Annotated in this window: 17 protein-coding genes; 7 read left to right on the top strand and 10 right to left on the bottom strand. The window is 67.2% G+C overall.

Annotated features, from left to right (window positions below; genetic code table 11):
• Window positions 1-2: 2 nt before the first annotated feature.
• Both ACI2JO_RS11030 and ACI2JO_RS11035 read right to left on the bottom strand, forming a co-directional pair.
• Window positions 3-941: a cation diffusion facilitator family transporter gene (locus ACI2JO_RS11030; protein WP_404720735.1), complete on the bottom strand. Its 939-nt coding sequence runs from the start codon at window positions 939-941 to the stop codon at window positions 3-5.
• 58 nt (window positions 942-999) lie between these two features.
• Window positions 1,000-3,087 carry a PAS domain S-box protein gene (locus ACI2JO_RS11035; RefSeq protein WP_404720736.1) on the bottom strand — a complete coding sequence of 696 codons (2,088 nt, stop codon included), beginning with the start codon at window positions 3,085-3,087 and terminating at the stop codon, window positions 1,000-1,002.
• A gap of 217 nt (window positions 3,088-3,304) precedes the next feature.
• On the opposite strand from ACI2JO_RS11035, the gene ACI2JO_RS11040 reads away from it, so the two are divergent.
• Window positions 3,305-4,078: an SDR family oxidoreductase gene (locus tag ACI2JO_RS11040; protein WP_404720737.1), complete on the top strand. Its 774-nt coding sequence runs from the start codon at window positions 3,305-3,307 to the stop codon at window positions 4,076-4,078.
• Window positions 4,079-4,090: 12 nt separating this feature from the next.
• On the opposite strand, the gene ACI2JO_RS11045 is transcribed toward ACI2JO_RS11040, so the two are convergent.
• Entirely contained in the window at window positions 4,091-4,288 is a 198-nt protein-coding gene (locus ACI2JO_RS11045; RefSeq protein WP_404720738.1) for a hypothetical protein, read from the bottom strand.
• Between the two features lie 222 nt (window positions 4,289-4,510).
• On the opposite strand from ACI2JO_RS11045, the gene ACI2JO_RS11050 reads away from it, so the two are divergent.
• Window positions 4,511-5,092: a gluconate 2-dehydrogenase subunit 3 family protein gene (locus ACI2JO_RS11050; RefSeq protein WP_404720739.1), complete on the top strand. Its 582-nt coding sequence runs from the start codon at window positions 4,511-4,513 to the stop codon at window positions 5,090-5,092.
• Window positions 5,093-5,157: 65 nt separating this feature from the next.
• Window positions 5,158-6,534 (top strand): GMC oxidoreductase, encoded by a 1,377-nt coding sequence (locus ACI2JO_RS11055; protein ID WP_404720740.1) that lies wholly within the window; start codon window positions 5,158-5,160, stop codon window positions 6,532-6,534.
• Window positions 6,535-6,622: 88 nt separating this feature from the next.
• On the opposite strand, the gene ACI2JO_RS11060 is transcribed toward ACI2JO_RS11055, so the two are convergent.
• From ACI2JO_RS11060 to ACI2JO_RS11090, 7 genes are read right to left on the bottom strand one after another with little or no spacing between them, the layout of a single operon-like run.
• Window positions 6,623-7,420 (bottom strand): TrmH family RNA methyltransferase, encoded by a 798-nt coding sequence (locus ACI2JO_RS11060; protein WP_404720741.1) that lies wholly within the window; start codon window positions 7,418-7,420, stop codon window positions 6,623-6,625.
• 20 nt (window positions 7,421-7,440) lie between these two features.
• On the bottom strand, window positions 7,441-7,710 hold the full coding sequence (locus tag ACI2JO_RS11065) for an HPr family phosphocarrier protein (RefSeq protein ID WP_404720742.1): 270 nt from the start codon (window positions 7,708-7,710) through the stop codon (window positions 7,441-7,443).
• Entirely contained in the window at window positions 7,707-8,114 is a 408-nt protein-coding gene (locus ACI2JO_RS11070; protein WP_028965961.1) for a PTS sugar transporter subunit IIA, read from the bottom strand. Before ACI2JO_RS11070 ends, ACI2JO_RS11065 begins: the two co-directional genes overlap by 4 nt.
• 29 nt (window positions 8,115-8,143) lie before the next feature.
• Window positions 8,144-9,040 (bottom strand): RNase adapter RapZ, encoded by an 897-nt coding sequence (gene rapZ, locus ACI2JO_RS11075; RefSeq protein ID WP_404720743.1) that lies wholly within the window; start codon window positions 9,038-9,040, stop codon window positions 8,144-8,146.
• Entirely contained in the window at window positions 9,037-9,468 is a 432-nt protein-coding gene (locus tag ACI2JO_RS11080) for an HPr kinase/phosphorylase (RefSeq protein ID WP_404720744.1), read from the bottom strand. Before ACI2JO_RS11080 ends, rapZ begins: the two co-directional genes overlap by 4 nt.
• A complete protein-coding gene (locus tag ACI2JO_RS11085) occupies window positions 9,465-11,030 on the bottom strand; it encodes a stimulus-sensing domain-containing protein (protein WP_404720745.1) in 1,566 nt (521 codons plus the stop codon). The genes ACI2JO_RS11080 and ACI2JO_RS11085 overlap by 4 nt, the downstream gene beginning before the upstream one ends.
• A complete protein-coding gene (locus tag ACI2JO_RS11090; protein WP_404720746.1) occupies window positions 10,999-11,703 on the bottom strand; it encodes a response regulator transcription factor in 705 nt (234 codons plus the stop codon). The genes ACI2JO_RS11085 and ACI2JO_RS11090 overlap by 32 nt, the downstream gene beginning before the upstream one ends.
• A 168-nt stretch (window positions 11,704-11,871) precedes the next feature.
• Between ACI2JO_RS11090 and ACI2JO_RS11095 the strand changes: the two genes are divergently transcribed.
• The 4 genes from ACI2JO_RS11095 (at window position 11,872) to ACI2JO_RS11110 (ending at window position 17,190) form a co-directional block, all read left to right on the top strand.
• Window positions 11,872-13,482 carry a phosphoenolpyruvate carboxykinase gene (locus tag ACI2JO_RS11095; RefSeq protein ID WP_404720747.1) on the top strand — a complete coding sequence of 537 codons (1,611 nt, stop codon included), beginning with the start codon at window positions 11,872-11,874 and terminating at the stop codon, window positions 13,480-13,482.
• Window positions 13,483-13,619: 137 nt separating this feature from the next.
• Entirely contained in the window at window positions 13,620-15,077 is a 1,458-nt protein-coding gene (guaB, locus tag ACI2JO_RS11100) for an IMP dehydrogenase (RefSeq protein WP_404720748.1), read from the top strand.
• A 403-nt stretch (window positions 15,078-15,480) separates the two neighbouring features.
• The gene (locus ACI2JO_RS11105) at window positions 15,481-16,632 is read left to right on the top strand and encodes an RsmB/NOP family class I SAM-dependent RNA methyltransferase (protein WP_404720749.1); all 1,152 of its coding nucleotides are present in this window, start codon (window positions 15,481-15,483) and stop codon (window positions 16,630-16,632) included.
• Window positions 16,633-16,665: 33 nt separating this feature from the next.
• Window positions 16,666-17,190: a M48 family metallopeptidase gene (locus ACI2JO_RS11110; protein ID WP_184506810.1), complete on the top strand. Its 525-nt coding sequence runs from the start codon at window positions 16,666-16,668 to the stop codon at window positions 17,188-17,190.
• The last annotated feature ends 2 nt before the right edge of the window (window positions 17,191-17,192 follow it).

Genomic DNA, 17,192 nt, shown 5'->3' on the forward strand with positions numbered 1-17,192 from the left:
GGTCAGAACGTCACCGCATCCGCGCTTTTCTCGGGCCGGATGTAGATCGATTTGAGCTGCGGCAATGCGGTCCGCAACTCGGTTTCGATCGTCTCGATCAGTGCCTCGGCCGCACCCATCGACAGGTGATCGTCGAAATCGGCGCTGATCGCGGCGAAGACGATGTCGGGCGCGGTGTGGACGGTGCGGACGTGGTTGACCGCGACGATCTCCGGGTGCGCGGCGACGATCGCGCGCGCATGGGCGATCACCGCCGGGTCGGCACGCTCGCCGATCAGCAACCCCTTCGCCTCGCGCGCCAGCAACACCGCCACCGCCGCGAGCAGCACGCCGATCACGATCGAGGCAACGCCGTCCAGTCGCGGATCGTTGAAATAATGGCTGCACCACACACCGATCGCCGCCACCAGCAGCCCGATCAGCGCCGCGCTGTCCTCGAACAGGACCATGAACCCGGCCGGATCCTTCGAATCGTGGATCGCCTGCCACCAGCCCGTTTCGCCGCGCGTCTGATTGAACTCGCGCATCGCGATCGTCCATGACGCGCCTTCCATCAGCGTTGCGATGCCGAGCACGATGTAATTGACCAGCGGATCGACGAGCGGCTCCGGCTCGATAACGTGCAGATAGCCTTCGTAGATCGATACGCCCGCGCCGATCGCGAAGATCAGGATCGCGACGACAAACGCCCAGAAATACAGCTCTCGCCCGTAGCCGAACGGATGCGCGGCATCGGCAGGGCGGCGCGCGCGGCGCTGCCCGTAGAGCAGCAGCACCTGATTGCCGCTGTCGACCACCGAGTGAACGCCCTCGGTCAGCATCGACGATGATCCGGTAATCGCGGCCGCGATGAACTTGGCCACCGCTATGCCCAGGTTCGCAGCCAGCGCACCGAACAGCACGATATTGTCGCGCCAGCCTTTTTTGCCCGTTTCGCTCACGCCGTCTCCTTCACTGCGAAGCGAGACGCGACGGAACCTCGCAGGTTCCTCAATCCCGTCACCACCGTGCGCTACGCGCCACCGCGCGGCGAAGGACGCGCGACAGTTGCTCGATGGAATATGGCTTGTGGAGCAGCTCGAACCCGTGCTGCCAGTTCTCGGCGAGCACATGCGCATAGCCGCTGGTGAGCACGATCGGCAGCCCTGGGTGATCCCTGCGGATGCGCGTCGCGCATTCGACCCCGTTCATTCCCGGCATCACCACGTCGGAGAAGACCACGTCGAAGCGCGAGGCATCGGTTTCCAGCATTGCCAGCGCATCATGGGCATTGGTCGCCAACATGCTGCCATAACCGAGTTCGTTCAGCGCGGTGGTGGCAAATCGACCAACCTCCTCATTGTCCTCGATCAGCAGCACGTTGGCACCGTGGCCGTCGGCGGGGCCGTGCTCCTCGTCTTCCGGCTGCGGCAGCGCCCGGCCTTCCGCGACGCGGGGCAGGTAGAGCGTAAAGCTGGTGCCCAGCCCGTGCTCGCTGACGACGCTGATGTCGCCGCCGGATTGCTTGGCGAAGCCGATCACCTGGCTGAGTCCGAGGCCGGTGCCCTTGCCGACGCCCTTCGTGGTGAAGAACGGCTCGAAGATGTGCGGAAGCGCCTCGGGGGAGATACCGGCACCGTCGTCCGTCACCGTCACAGACAGGAAGTCGCCGCTGACCCCGTGATGACCGCGCAGCGACGGGATCTCGGCCACGGGCGACACTGCGAGGCGCAATTTGCCCTGGCCTTCCATCGCGTCGCGCGCATTGATCGCGAGATTTACCAATGCGGTTTCGAACTGGCTGCGATCGACTTCGGCAAGGCACGGATCGGCCGGCGCCTCGACATGCAACGCGACGCGGGCTCCGATCAGCGTCTGCACCATCTCGGCGATATCACCAACCGCGTGGCCGATATCGAGCAATTCGGGAGTCAGCGCCTGCCGACGTGCGAAGGCAAGCAACTGTCCGGTCAGTTTGGCGGCGCGGCCGGCGGTCTCGCTGATCGCCTCGACATAGCGATCGCGCTTCGCCGGCGGCAGGTCAGGCCGGCGAAGAAGCTCGACCGAGCCGCGAATGATGGTCAGCAGATTGTTGAAATCATGGGCGACTCCGCCGGTCAGCTGGCCGATCGCCTCCATCTTCTGCGCCTGACTGAGCTGTTCGGTGGTCCGCTTGAGCTGCTCCGCCGCTTCCTTCGCGTCGGTAATGTGCCGACCGATTGCAAAAACCTCCGTCGCGCCGGGCGCCGCCACCCATTGCAGCCAGCGATAGCTGCCGTCGCGATGACGAAAGCGCGTCTCAAACGTCGGCATGGTGCCACCCTGCGCAGCGGCAAGCGCCTCGACGGCGGCGGGCAGGTCGTCGGGATGGACCAGCGACAGTGCGTCGATCCCGATCAATTGCTCGGCATCATAGCCGAGGATTTGCTTCCACGCCGGATTCACGGACAGGTAGCGTCCGTCCGCTCCCACCACCACCATCAGGTCAGGCGAGGCATTCCACATGCGATCGCGCTCGGCGGTGCGCACCGCGACCTGTTGTGCCAGATCGGCGTTGAGCCGCACCAGTTCGGCGCGGCTTTCGGTAAGCGCGCGATCCGCCAGCACGCGCTGCGTCGTTTCGTTGGTGAAGATGAACAGCCCGGTCTTCGCGCCGTGATCGTCGAGGACGCGTGAATAGGAAAAGCTCCACCACGTATCGGCCGCACCGCGATCGGTGGCGAGCCTCCACGGTAGGTCGACGAAGCGCCGGCTGTTCCCCGCGAACGCATCCTCGATGATCGGCCGGGCCTGCTCCCACGCGTCCGCCCATACGTCGCGCATCGGCGTGCCCATCGCCCACTCGAGCCGTGGCCCGAGCAGCGGGAAGTAGGTTTCGTTGAAGAAGAAAAACAGTTCCTCGGCGTCCCAGCACAGGATCATCGATTCGGGCGAGTTGAGCAGAAGGCTGAGTGCGGTCTTGAAGGACGATGGCCAGCCCTCCGGCGGGCCAAGCGGATGATCGCGCCAGTCGCGCGCCAGGATCAGCCGCGTCGCCGCGCCGCCGCCGGCCAGGAAGCCAAGCGCTTTCGGCAGATCGTCGGGAGCGGGCGAAGTTAGGTCGGTCATGAAATCCGATAGTAAAGGCGGGCGGATAACGAGCCACCTAGCTTGATGATCCGCGTCGAGGAAGGTCGACCGCCGCTACGCTGGATGGTTGGGCTCGGCAGACGGAGCGGCGGAGACGACAAACCGCGCGCGGCATCGCAACTCACCAGATGATCATCACGTTAGATTGCCCGATCCGGAGGCGTTCCACGTACCGGCACAGGCGGAGCGAGCAGCGATGAAGACGAGTGGCAATACGATCCTGATGACGGGCGGCGGCAGCGGTATCGGCGAGGCGCTGGCGCACCGCTTCCACGACCGCGGCGACACCGTCATCATTGCCGGGCGACGCCGCGATGCGCTTCAGAGGGCGGCGGCGGGGCGCGAGCGCATCCATGTCCGAACACTGGATGTCGAGGATGCTGCCGGGGTCGAGGCGTTCGCCCGGCAAGTCGTCGCCGACTTCCCGGCACTCAATGTGCTGTTCAACAACGCCGGAATCATGAAGTACGAGGATCTGACCGCGTATCGTGATCTGGCGGATGCCGAGGCGACGGTGGAGATCAACATCCTCGGCCCGATCCGGCTGACCAACGCGCTGACCGGGCACCTCGTTACGCAAAGCGATGCCGCGATCGTCACCGTGACCTCCGGCCTCGCCTTCGTACCGCTGGTTGCCGCCCCGACCTATTCGGCGAGCAAGGCGGCCATCCACTCCTACACCGTGTCGCTTCGCGCCCAACTGGCGGGCAAGGTCGAGGTGATCGAGCTCGCGCCACCCGGCGTGCAGACCGACCTGACGCCGGGGCAGGCGCATCGGCCGGGCTATATGCCGCTAGAGGCTTTCGCCGATGCGGTAGCTGCGCAGTTCCTGCAGCAGCCGACCCCGCGCGAGATCCTCGTCGACGAGGTCCAGTTCCTTCGTCAGGCGGAGCGCGAAGGTCGTTTCGATGAAACGCTCAAGACGCTTACCGAGCGCGCCGCGCAGCAACGTGCCGCCGGCGCCGAGTGACCGCATGGCGTGTCAGCGCGTACGATCGGTGTGATGTTTGATCAGCCACGGCGCGGTGCGAGGGTCGGTGGCGGTCGCCGCCGCCTGCGTCGGAACCGCTGCCGTGGCGCTCGACGACAGGCCGAACCAGTGTGGCCGCTCGACGGCGACGAGAAGGGCTAGCAGGCAGGAGCCCAGTCCGAACCATACCGAAAGCCCGCGCGTCGTCATCAACAACCTCCTCCGTGCCGGATCGGATCTCGACCGGCGCTACGGCATGTAACGTTCGCGAACGAGCCGGGTGTAGCTCGTCAATGACAAATGCTTGCTGAAATAAGGTTAACAATGCTGATCTGCCTCAGACCTTCGGCGCATTGACTGCGCGGCTGGGGCCGGCATAACTCTCTCAACGAAAGTAGCGGGTTGGGGAGAGGGTATGAGCCAGGCTCACGCATGTCGCGGGCGCGGGGCGTCGCGATGATCGGTCGGCGCGAAACGCTCGCGGCGATGGTGGCGGCGTTCGGGGCGAGCGCGTTCGCTCCGCTCGCGCGTGCGGTCGCCTATCAGCCAAACCCCGTCATCAACACCGGCCCGCCGGCTCCGGTCTTCACCGCCGCGCAGCGCGCGCTGGTTGCGGCGCTCAGCGAGCGGGTGATCCCGACCACCGACACGCCGGGCGCGATCACCGCGGGGGTGCCGGCCTATATCGAGCACATGCTTGGTGATTGGGCGATCGACGACGAGCGCGCCACGATCCTCGGCGGACTTGCCGCTGTCGACGCGCGCAGCATGGCGGACTATCGGGTGCCGGCGGTGAAGGCGACGGCGGCGCAGCAGGATGCGCTTTTGACGCTGGCGATGAACGACAAGCTGCCGGGGGCCACGGCGTTCTTCCCGGCGTTCAAGCAATTGGTGCTGACTGGCTATTACACCTCGGAGGTCGGGATCACGCAGGAGCGCGAATATCTGCCGGTGCCCGGCGAATATGACGGCGCTTATCCCTATGCGAAGGTCAAGCGCATCTTCTCCTCCTGACGTCGGCGGTGGCGTCCGGCGCGCCACGCTTTCCCCGAACCTCCTTATGGCGGGCATACAAGATCATGGCAGCTACAGATCGTTTTGACGCAATCGTCATCGGCTCCGGCATCAGCGGCGGCTGGGCGGCGAAGGAGCTTACCGAAAAGGGGCTGCGCGTCCTGATGGTCGATCGCGGCCGGATGGTCGAGCATGGCGAGGATTATCCGTTCGACGGCAAGTCCGTCTACGAAACCCCCGCGCGCGACCGAATGCCCGCCGCGCTCGCGAAGCGCGACTATTTCGCGCTCAACGGCTGGGTGTCGCCCGCGACGCAGCCGTTCTTCATCAACGACCGCCTCAACCCCTACGATTACGATGCGCCCAACAAGTTCAATTGGGTGCGCCCATCGGTGGTCGGTGGCAAGTCGCTGACCTGGGGACGGTGGAGCTTCCGCTGGGCGCCGACCGACTATGAGGCGAACAAGCGTGAAGGCGTCGGCGTCGACTGGCCGATCCGCTATGAGGATGTCGCGCCGTGGTACAGCTATGTCGAGAAGTACATCGGCGTATCCGGGGGCAAGGAGAACCTCGACTATCTGCCCGACAGCGAGTTCATGCCGCCGTTCCCGATGAACGTCGCGGAGAAATGGCTGAAGGGACGGCTGGAAGGCGAATTCCCCGGCCGCAAGCTCATCAACGCGCACGTGCTGCTCAACTCGCGTCCGAAGGATAGCGAGCGGAGCTGGTTCCATTCGAACGGCGCGCTGGGCAGTCAGGTGATGGACCACATCTTCCGCGTCGGCGTGCAGGGCGAGATCCCCGGCATGACCGACCTGATCGAATATGGCCGGCGGCCGGGCGGGGTTTATGTCCCGCGCTTCCGCAATCTCACGACGGAGGCGCTGCCGTTCAAGCGCGGCTATGGCTATCAGGGACAGGCGTTCCGCCAGCCGGCGATGGTCGACGGCTTCGGTGCCGACATGAAGCACGGGATGCGCGAATATGGCCCGTGGCGCTTCTCGATGGGCGCGTTCGGCGAATGCCTGCCGTACGACGATAATCGCGTCATGCTGAACTTCAACAAGACCGATCGCTTCGGCACGCCGCTGCTCCGCTTCGACGTGACGTTCCGCGACAACGAGATCAAGATGATGGACGATGCGCTGGAGCAGGGGCAGCTGATGCTGCGCCGCGCCGGGCTGACCAACGTCACGGGTGGTCGCGGCAAGCACGTTCCGGGCGAGGCAATCCACGAGATGGGCGGCGCCCGCATGGGGCGCGATCCGAATACGTCGGTGCTCAACGGCTGGAATCAAGCGCATGATGCGGCCAACCTGTTCGTCACCGACGGCGCGCAGATGGCGTCGGTGTCATGCGTGAACCCGTCTCTGACCTTCATGGCGATGACCGCGCGCGCGGCGGATCATGCGGTCAAGCAGATGAAGGAAGGCATTATCTAAGCGCAGGTCGCGCTGCGCCAGGCGAGACGTAGCGCGACCTTCGGCACCAGCACAGAAGACACCATGGCGCTTTTCCGTCGCGGACCCGTCAACGGTGCCGCGCAAGCACCTCATAGGCCATTACCGCCGTCGCGACCGCCGCGTTCAGGCTGTCCGCCTTACCCAGCATCGGCATCTTCACCAGCAGGTCGCACTCGGCCTCATATTCCTCCGGCAACCCTTGTGCCTCGTTGCCGGTCAGCAGGAAGGTCGGCGCGGCATAAGGCGCGTCGCGATAGCCGTTTTCGGTCTGCAGGCTCAGCCCGACCAATTGCCCCGGTCCCTCGCGCAGCCACGTCAGGAACTCCGGCCAGATCACGCGCACGATCGGCACCGTGAACAGCGCCCCCATGCTCGCGCGCACTGCCTCGGTCGAAAAGGGGTCGACGCATTCGTCGACGAGGATCAGCGCGCCCGCGCCGACCGCATCGCCGGTGCGCAGGATCGTGCCGAGATTGCCCGGATCGCGCAGCCGTTCCGCGACCAGCCAGATCGGCGCGGCGCTGCGGTCGAGGTCGCCGAGCATGGTCTCGAACGTGTCGAACACGCCGACCACCGCCTGCGGATTGTCCTTGCCCGACAGTTTGGAGAGGATGTCGGGTGTCGTTTCGACCGCCTCGCCATAATCGCCCTCGACCGCGTTGATCAGCGCGCGGACCAGAGGATGGCCGGCGCTCGCCGCGGCGAAGAACAGGATGCGCGGGATGCGCCCGGTCTCGCGCGCCTCGGTGAGGATGCGCAGCCCCTCGGCGAGGAACAGCCCTTCCTCGCGGCGATGACGCTTGTCGCGCAACGCCTGCACGCGCTTGACCAGCGGGTTGGAAAAGGAGGTGATGACCTTGGGCATAAGAAGCAAACGGCGGAGGATCAGTCCTCGCCGAACTTGCCCTCGACCAGCGCACACATCGTCTCGACCACGCCCTCGGCGTCGTCGCCTTCGGCGGAGATGGTGATATGATCGCCCTTGGCGGCGCCCAGCATCATCAGCCCCATGATCGAGGTCCCGATCACTTCCGAATCGCCCTTCGCGACTTTCACCGGCGCGGGCTGACCGCTGGCGAGCGTCACGAACTTGGCGCTGGCGCGCGCGTGCAGCCCGCGGCGATTGGTGACTTCGACCGTGCGCGACACCGTCATGCCGCGGCCTCGCCCAGCACCTCGGAGGCGACGGAGATATATTTGCGCCCCGCCTCGCGTGCGGCGGCCACCGCCGCGACCACCGTCATCGCCTTGCGCGCCGACTCCAGCCGGATCAGCATCGGCAGGTTGATGCCCGCGATCACCTCGACCCGCCCGCGCTCCATCAGCGAGATCGCGAGATTGGATGGCGTGCCCCCGAACAGGTCGGTCAGGACGATCACGCCGCGTCCCTCATCGACCTCGGCGATCGCGGCGGCGATGTCGGCGCGGCGCGCCTCCATATCGTCTTCCGGCCCGATCGCGACGGTGCGCACCTGCCGCTGCGGCCCGACGACATGCTCCATCGCGACCACGAACTCATCGGCGAGCCGCCCGTGGGTGACGAGCACCAAACCGATCACTGGCCCCGACATTTTCTTCGACAATCCGTTCATTGAGCCTGTGGGCGTCCCTCGAGCGCATCCTGCGGGGCCGCCGCAAGGTCCCGATGCACGATCGTGGGGCATAATCCCGCGTCGCGCAACCGTCCAGCGACGCGCTCGGCGACATGGACCGAGCGATGTTTGCCCCCGGTACAGCCGAACGCCACCGTGACGTAAGGTTTTCCCTCCGCACGATAACGCGGCAGCAGCAGCAATAGCAGGTCCTCGATCTTCCCCACAGCTTCCTCATATGCCGGATCGGCGGCGATATAGGCCGCCACTGCCGGGTCCTGTCCCGTATGGGGACGCAGCGTCGGGTCCCAATGCGGATTTCGCAGGAAGCGCATGTCGAACACCATATCGACCCCCGCCGGGATGCCCCGCGCGAAGCCGAACGATTCGATCGTCAGCGTCGTCCCGACCCCGGCGTCGCGCGTGAACATTTCGCGCACCTGTTGCGCCAACGTATTGGCCTTGAACGTCGTCGTGTCGATCAGCCGGTTGGCGCGCTCACGCAGCGGCGCCAGCAGGCGTCGCTCACGCTGGATGCCCTCGACCGCGGGGCGATCATCGGCGAGCGGATGGCGACGACGCGTCTCGGCGAAGCGCCGCGTCAGTTCCTCGCCCGAACAGTCGAGGAACAGCATCCCGACGTTATCACCGCGCTGGCGCAGTTCCTCGAACCGCCGCAGCGCGGTGTCGGCGTCGAAGTTGCGCGTGCGCGTGCCGAAGCCGATCGCCAGCGGGCGAGGGGCCTCGTCGGGATCGGCAGGGGGCGCGACGACGCGCGGCAACAGCGACAGCGGCACGTTGTCGATCGTTTCCCAGCCGAGATCCTCCAGCGTCTTCAACACCGTCGAGACGCCCGCCCCGGCCATTCCGGTCACCAGCAGCACTTCGTTCATCGCTCGGCCTCTCTGACGGGCGGTTGTTCGGCCAGTGCCCATTCGACCTTGATCGGTGCGGAGGGCCAGCGCGGATCGATCACGACCTCGGGCACGGTAACGCCGTCGAGGACGATCGCGCGCGGCTCGGGCATCCGCTCGTCCTCACTGGCGAGCACCACCGATAGCGCGACCGGCACCGCCGCGCAGGCCGGCCGGGCGACGATCCCGATCCCGCGCACCTCCATCCGCCCGGCGATCGTGGCAGGCGCCCGCGCGATCAACACGCCGTCCTCCTGCGCCAACAGGGTGTAGTCATCGGCGACCAGAACGGCGCCGCGATCAATCAGTCGCATCGCCAGATCGCTTTTGCCCGCGCCCGAGGGGCCGGTCAGCAGCACACCGCGCGCGCCGATTGCGACGCAGGTCGCATGGACGGTCGCGCTCATGCGCGCGCCGCCAGCGGCAGGCGGACCACGAAGCGCGCGCCGCTCAGCCGATCCTCGCGCGATTCGACGCCGATCTCGCCTTGATGCGCCTCGACGATCGTTCGCGCGATCGCCAGCCCCAGCCCGGAATGCTGCCCGAACGTCTCTTCCGCCGGGCGGACAGAATGGAAGCGGCGGAAGATCGCCTCGCGCGCTTCCTCGGGGACGCCGGGGCCCTCGTCCTCGACCCACACCTCCAGCATCGACCGGTCGCGTCGTGCCGCGATCGTCACCGTGCCGCCCTCGGGCGAAAACGAGATGGCGTTGTCGATCAGATTGGCGAAGACCCGCTCCAGCCGTGCACCTTCGCCCGCCACGATCAGTTCGTCGTCGAGCGGATCGAAGCGCACGCGCACGTCATGCGCCGGCCCGCGCGCCTCACGCTCGGCGACCATCGCCGCCAGCATCGCCGCGACATCGACCGGGTCGAAGGTCGCGCGGCTCAATTGCGCGTCGAGCCGCGAGGCCTCGGAAATGTCGCTGATCAACCGGTCGAGCCGGTGAACATCGTCGTTGACGATTGAAAGTAGCTTGGCGCGCAGCTCCGGTTGTTCGACGCGACTGAGCGCGTCGGTGGCGGAGCGCAACGAGGCGAGGGGGTTCTTCAGCTCATGCGTCACGTCGGCCGCGAACGCCTCGGTCGCGTCGATCCGTGCGCGCAGCGCCAGCGTCATGTCGGATAGCGCGCGCGCCAGCATTCCGATCTCGTCGCGCCGTTCGGGCAGGCGGGGCACCGTCACCTCGCGCGCGCGACCCAGCCGCACCCGTACCGCGGCGCGCGCCAGCGAGCGCAGCGGCACCACGATCGTCCTTGCCAGGAACAGCGACAGCCCGATCGAGATCGCGCTCGCCACCAGCACCACCACGCTCAGCCGGTAGCGCTCGGCGCGGACCCGCTCGGTCACGTCGCGCGCATTCACAGCCGTCAGCAATGCCATATTACCCCCCAGCGGGGCGGCGGCGGTGATCACCGGGGTCCGGTCCGGCGCGCGCCACAAGGTCTGCGCGCTTGCCGCGCCGGTGAATACCGCGCGCACATCCGGCCAACGCCGCCCGTCACCGCGCTCGCGATAGCCGGGTGCGAGCGGCGCGCGCACGATCCGGTCGATCGCTGCATCCAGCCAGCGCGCGCTGCGCCGCGCCAGCGGATCGTTGTCCGGATCGTCGAGCCGGAAATTGCCGACGCCCAGCGCGCGGCTGTCAGCGAGCAGGGCGCCGCCGCGATCGTACAGCCGCACGCGCGTCCCCGTTTCCTGCGCGAGCCGCGTGATCGTCGCGTCGCGCATGTCCGGCGCGATCGGCGCCAGCGCCTCCGCCATCAACCGCACCTCGCGCGCCGCCTGTGTCGAACGCTGGTCGAGAATACGGCTCCGGAACGATTCGAGATAGAAGAACCCGCCCGCCAGCAGCAGCAGCGCGAGGACGTTGACCGCCAGGATGCGCGGCGTGAGCGAGACCTTGCCCGACCACGCGCGCGCCTGTTCGGCGGCGTCACTCCTCCGAAAAGCGGTAGCCGGCGCCATACAGCGTCTCGATCGAGTCGAAGGCGGGATCGGCTTCGCGGAACTTGCGGCGCACGCGCTTGATGTGGCTGTCGATCGTGCGGTCGTCGACGTAGATGTCGTCTTGATAGGCCGCGTCCATCAACTGGTTGCGGGTCTTCACGATGCCGGGGCGCTGCGCCAGCGTTTCCAGGATCAGGAATTCGGTGACGGTCAGCGTGACGGGATTGCCGTCCCACGTCACGCGGTGTCGCGCCGGGTCCATCACCAGCCGCCCGCGTTCGATCGGCCCTTGCGTCTCGGACTCGCCCTCCGCGCCCGCCTGCGCCGGCTCGGTGCGGCGCAGGATCGCGCGGATGCGTGCGATCAGCAGCCGCTGGCTGAACGGCTTGGCGATATAATCGTCCGCGCCCATCGCAAGGCCCAGCGCCTCGTCGAGCTCGTCGTCCTTGCTGGTGAGGAAGATCACCGGCAGCCGGCTCTTCTCGCGTAGCCGGCGCAGCAGCTCCAGCCCGTCCATCTTCGGCATCTTGATGTCGAAGATCGCCAGGTCGGGCGGATTCTCGGTCAGCGCCTTCAACGCCGCCTCACCGTCCGAATACAGCCGGGTCATGAACCCCTCTGCCTGCAGCGCGATCGACACCGAGGTCAGGATGTTGCGATCGTCATCGACCAGCGCGATCGTGGCGGTCATGGATTGGTCCCGTGCTTCACACCGGCAGGGGTAAGGCAAAGCGCCGCGTCGCTCAACAAGAACGACACGCCTCCGATATGTGTTTAACACGTTTGACGCCGGTCGCCGTCCGGCGTATTTCGGCGCCATCGAACGCGCCCGTCGAGGCGCCCATTGGAGGACGGACCTTTGAGCCATCGCATTCCCGACGCCGGGCTGGAGACGCAGGGCATCGAAACCCGCGCCACGCTGCACTGGAACCTCGTCACCGCGCGCCTGACCGAGGCCGCCGTCGCGCGCAGCGAGGGCAAGCTCTCCGCCGACGGTCCGCTGGTGGTGGAGACCGGCGCGCACACCGGCCGCTCGGCGCAGGACAAATTCATCGTCCGCGATGCCGAGACCGAATCGACCGTCTGGTGGGGCAAGTCGAACAAGGCGATGGACCCGGCGCATTTCGCGGCGCTCAAGGCCGACTTCCTCACCGCGCTCGGCGCGAAGAGCGACCTGTTCGTGCAGGATCTGTACGGCGGCTCGCAGCCGTCGCACCGCGTGCGTGTGCGGGTCATCAACGAACTGGCGTGGCACAATTTGTTCATCCGCACGATGCTGGTCCGCCCCGAGGAGAAGGACCTCAAGGGCTTCGTCCCCGATTACACGATCATCGACTTGCCGAGCTTCCGCGCCGATCCCGCGCGCCACGGTTGCCGCAGCGAGACGGTGATCGCGGTCAACATGACCGAGAAGCTGATCCTGATCGGCGGCACGCGCTATGCCGGCGAGATGAAGAAGTCGGTGTTCGGCATCCTCAACTATCTGCTCCCGCCGACCGGGGTGATGCCGATGCACTGTTCGGCGAACATGGGCGCGGACGGGCGCACCGCGGTGTTCTTCGGCCTGTCGGGCACCGGCAAGACCACGCTGTCCGCCGATCCCAAGCGCACGCTGATCGGCGACGACGAACATGGCTGGTCCGACGACGCGGTCTTCAATTTCGAGGGCGGCTGCTATGCCAAGATGATCCGCCTGTCGGCCGACGCCGAACCGGAGATCTTCGCCACCACCAAGCGTTTCGGCACCGTGCTCGAGAACGTCGTGATGGACGAGGTGACGCGCCAGCTCGACCTGGACGACAACAGCCTCGCCGAGAACAGCCGCGGCGCCTATCCGATCGACTTCATCCCGAATGCGTCGAAGGAGAATATGGGCGGCACCCCGCGCAGTATCGTGATGCTGACCGCGGACGCCTATGGCATCCTGCCCCCGATCGCGAAGCTGACCCCGGATCAGGCGATGTACCACTTCCTCTCGGGCTATACCGCGCGCGTCGCGGGCACCGAGATTGGCGTCACCGAGCCCGACGCGACCTTCTCGACCTGCTTCGGCGCGCCGTTCATGCCGCGCCACCCGTCGGTTTACGGCAACCTGCTCAAGGAGCGGATCGCGCGCGGCGGGGTCGATTGCTGGCTGGTCAACACCGGCTGGACCGGCGGCAAGTACGGCACCGGGCACCGGATGCCGATCAAGGCGACCCGTGCGCTGCTCAATGCCGCGCTCGACGGCAGCCTCAACGACGCCGAGTTCCGCACCGATCCCAATTTCGGGTTCAAGGTGCCGGTCGCGGTTCCCGGCGTCGACAGCGCGATCCTCGATCCGCGCGGGACATGGGCCGACAAGGCTGAATATGACGAGACCGCGGCGAAGCTGGTCGACCTGTTCAACGACAATTTCGCGCAATTCGCGGAGCACGTCGACCAGGGCGTCCGTGAGGCTGCACCGAAGGCGGTCAAGGCCGACGCCTGAACAACTTTCGTCCCCCGGCTCAAGGCCGGGGTGACGAACACGGATTGAGACAGCCGGCGAGGGCAGGGTACTAGCCCTTCGCCGCCGATGCGGTTACATGGCGCGCCACTTCCTCACCCCACAGGATTCGGCGTTCCATGAACATCCGCCTCGGCCTTACCTTCGACGACGTGCTGCTCGTGCCGGCGGAGTCGAGCGTGCTTCCTGGAGAGGCCGATACGCGGACGCAGGTGACGCGCGGCATCTCGCTCAACATCCCCGTCCTCTCCTCGGCGATGGACACCGTGACCGAGGCCGACATGGCGATCGTCATGGCGCAGCTCGGCGGGATGGGCGTGCTCCACCGCAACCTGACCGTCGACGAACAGGTCGCGGCGGTGCGACAGGTCAAGCGCTTCGAAAGCGGCATGGTCGTCAACCCGATCACGATCGCGCCGCAGGCGACGCTCGCGCAGGCGCAGGCGTTGATGGCCGCGCACCGCATCAGCGGCATCCCGGTGGTGGAAAGCGACGGCAAGCTGGTCGGCATCCTCACCAACCGCGACGTGCGCTTTGCCGAGAACCCCAATCAGCCCGTCGCCGAGCTGATGACGCGCGAGCAGCTCGTCACCGTCTCGACCAGTGTCGGGAAGGAAGAGGCGCGCCGCCTGCTCCACCAGCGCCGCATCGAAAAGCTGCTGGTCGTCGACGATGCCTATCGCTGCGTCGGGCTCATCACCGTCAAGGACATCGAAAAGGCGGTCATGTACCCCGAGGCGACCAAGGACGCCGCCGGCCGCCTGCGCGTCGCCGCCGCCACCACCGTCGGCGACAAGGGCTTCGGCCGCACCGAGGCGTTGGTCGACGCCGAATGCGACCTGATCGTCATCGACACCGCGCACGGCCACAACAGCGAAGTCGCGCGCGCAGTCGAGCGCGTCAAGAAGCTGTCCAATTCGGTGCAGGTCGTTGCGGGCAACGTCGCGACCGGCGAGGCGACACGCGCGCTGATCGATGCGGGGGCGGACGGGATCAAGGTTGGGATCGGCCCGGGCTCGATCTGCACCACGCGCGTCGTCGCCGGCGTCGGCGTGCCGCAGCTGACGGCGGTAATGGATTGCGCCGAGGCTGCCGCGAAGGCCGGCGTCCCGGTCATTGCCGACGGCGGTCTGCGCACGTCGGGCGACCTCGCCAAGGCGCTGGCAGCGGGTGCGGGCACGTGCATGGTCGGCTCGTTGCTCGCCGGCACCGAGGAAGCGCCGGGCGAAACCTTCCTTTATCAGGGACGGGCGTACAAGTCTTATCGCGGCATGGGCAGTGTCGGCGCGATGGGTCGTGGCTCCGCAGACCGTTATTTCCAGGGGGAGGTTCGCGACCAGCTGAAGTTGGTGCCCGAGGGGATCGAAGGGCAGGTGCCGTACAAGGGCCCGGCGCGCGACGTGATCCACCAGCTCGTCGGCGGCATCAAGGCGGCGATGGGCTACACGGGCTCGGCGACGATCAAGGACCTGCAGGCGCGCGCGCAATTCGTCCAGATTACCGGTGCGGGGCTCAAGGAAAGCCACGTCCATGACGTGACGATCACCCGCGAGGCACCCAACTATCCGACCCGTTGAGGCGCCGACACCCGCGCCGCTGTCCTACGCGGCGCGGGTCTGGCAGAAGCGGGGAATGACGATCGCGCAAGATTGCCGGCCGATGCTGCCGTTCACAGGCTCGATCCCGGCCCCAAATTCGTTGTCCCGGCAAAAGCCTGGGTCCCGCTTCTTCTTCTTCTTGGCCGGGCGAGCACCCGGTCGACATCGCGCGGGGCCGACCCAGTGACGGAGCCTCCGGCAGCTACGGAGCGTCCCCCAGCTGGACCCCGCCGTGCCCGGGGTGACGAAAGAAGTAGGGAAAGCGCCTCATTGCCACCCCGCCAGCGTCTCAACATTCGCAACATTCGCGTCCATCCACTGTTCGCCCTGAAGCGCGGATGGATCCCACCACCGCTCCGCCTCCGACCCCGAAAGCACAACGATGACCCCCGCCGCCCGCACCCAAGCCGCGATCGACCTTCTCGACGCGATCGTCATCGCCGCACGCGAAGGCGGGGCGGCGGCTGACACGTTGATCTCGCGTTATTTCTCGCAACGCCGCTACGCCGGCTCCAAGGACCGCCGCGCCGTCCGCGAACTGGTCTACGCCGCGATCCGCCGCCTTGGTGAGCGCCCTGCCGATGGCCGCGCCGCGATGCTCGCGCTTGCCGCGACCGATCCGGCGCTCGCCGCGACCTTCGACGGCTCCACCCACGGTCCGGCGCCGATCGGCGACGAGGTGCCCGCTGCCGAAGGCCTGCACCCGCGCTGGCTTGAGGATCGCCTGACCGCCTCGGGCGTAAACGCCACCGAGCAACAGGCATTGATCGACCGCGCCCCGCTCGACGTACGCCTCCATCCCGATCATGCCAACCTGGAACTCCCCAATGCCGTGCCGATCCCCGGCCTTGCGCTCGCGCGCCGGCTCCCCGCCGGCAGCGATGTGGCCGCACACGCCGGCGCGCTGGAGGTACAGGATGCCGGCAGTCAGGCGGTGACGCTGGCCGCAGGGGTCGTGCCGGGCATGACGGTGCTTGATCTGTGCGCGGGTGCGGGCGGCAAGAGCCTCGCGATGGCCGCGCAGATGGCCAACGACGGCCGCATCATCGCTTCCGACGTCGACCGCGCCCGCCTCTCCCGTCTCGCGCCGCGCGCCGAAAAGGCTGCGGCGACGATCATCGAGACGCGGCTGCTCAACCCCAACCAGGAAACCGAAGCGCTGGCCGACGTGCAGGCAGACGTTGTGCTGATCGACGCGCCGTGCTCGGGCACCGGCACGTGGCGGCGCAACCCGGAGGCCCGCTGGCGCCTCACCCCCGCGCGGCTCGACCGGTTGATCGAGACGCAGCGTCACGTTCTGGCGATCGGTGCCGGCGCGGTAAAGCCGGGCGGGGCGCTCGTCTATATCGTCTGCTCGCTGCTCGACGGAGAGGGTCCCGCGCAGGTCGACGCCTTTCTCGCCGATCGTCCCGGCTGGCAGGCCCAGCCGCTGGCATTGCCGTTCGGCAGCCCGCATCATGCCGGCACCCGCCTCACCCCCGCGCATGACGGCACCGACGGTTTTTTCGTCGCACGGCTGCGGGCACCATGCTAACCGGGCCGGATCGTGTCGAAGCTGGAGCCGTTCATGCGTTTCACCGCCATCGCCATGGCCGCCTCGCTGGCGCTGGTGTCGATCTCTACCGCGCTCCACGGGCAGCGGCCTGACGACCAGATCGACGCGCGCAGCATGGCGTTGCTGCAACAGGGCAAGGCGGCGCGCGCGGCGGGCAATCTCGAAGGCGCGACCGATCTCCTCGAAACCGCGGTGACGGTCGACCCACGCAACCGTCAGGCGTTCGTCGCACTGGCGGGTGTCGCGGAGGCGCGCGGGCTGCCGGGCAAGGCAATCCGCCTCTATCGCGAGGCGCTGCTGCTCGAGCCCAATGACGTCAACGCGTTGGCGGGGCAGGGCGAGGCGATGGTCGCGAAGGGCGCGGTCGAGCGCGCGCGGCAGAACCTCGCCAAGGTTCGCTCGCTGTGCAAGGGTGCCTGTCCGCAGGCGACGACGCTCGCGTCGGTGATCGCCAAGGGTCCTCCGATCACCACCGCGCAGGTCGGCGCGAACACCACCACCGCCGCGGCGGGGGCCGCACCGACCTCGGACGATTGAGG

The sequence above is a fragment of the Sphingomonas sp. NPDC079357 genome (assembly GCF_044901155.1).
Taxonomy (GTDB): Bacteria; Pseudomonadota; Alphaproteobacteria; order Sphingomonadales; family Sphingomonadaceae; genus Sphingomonas.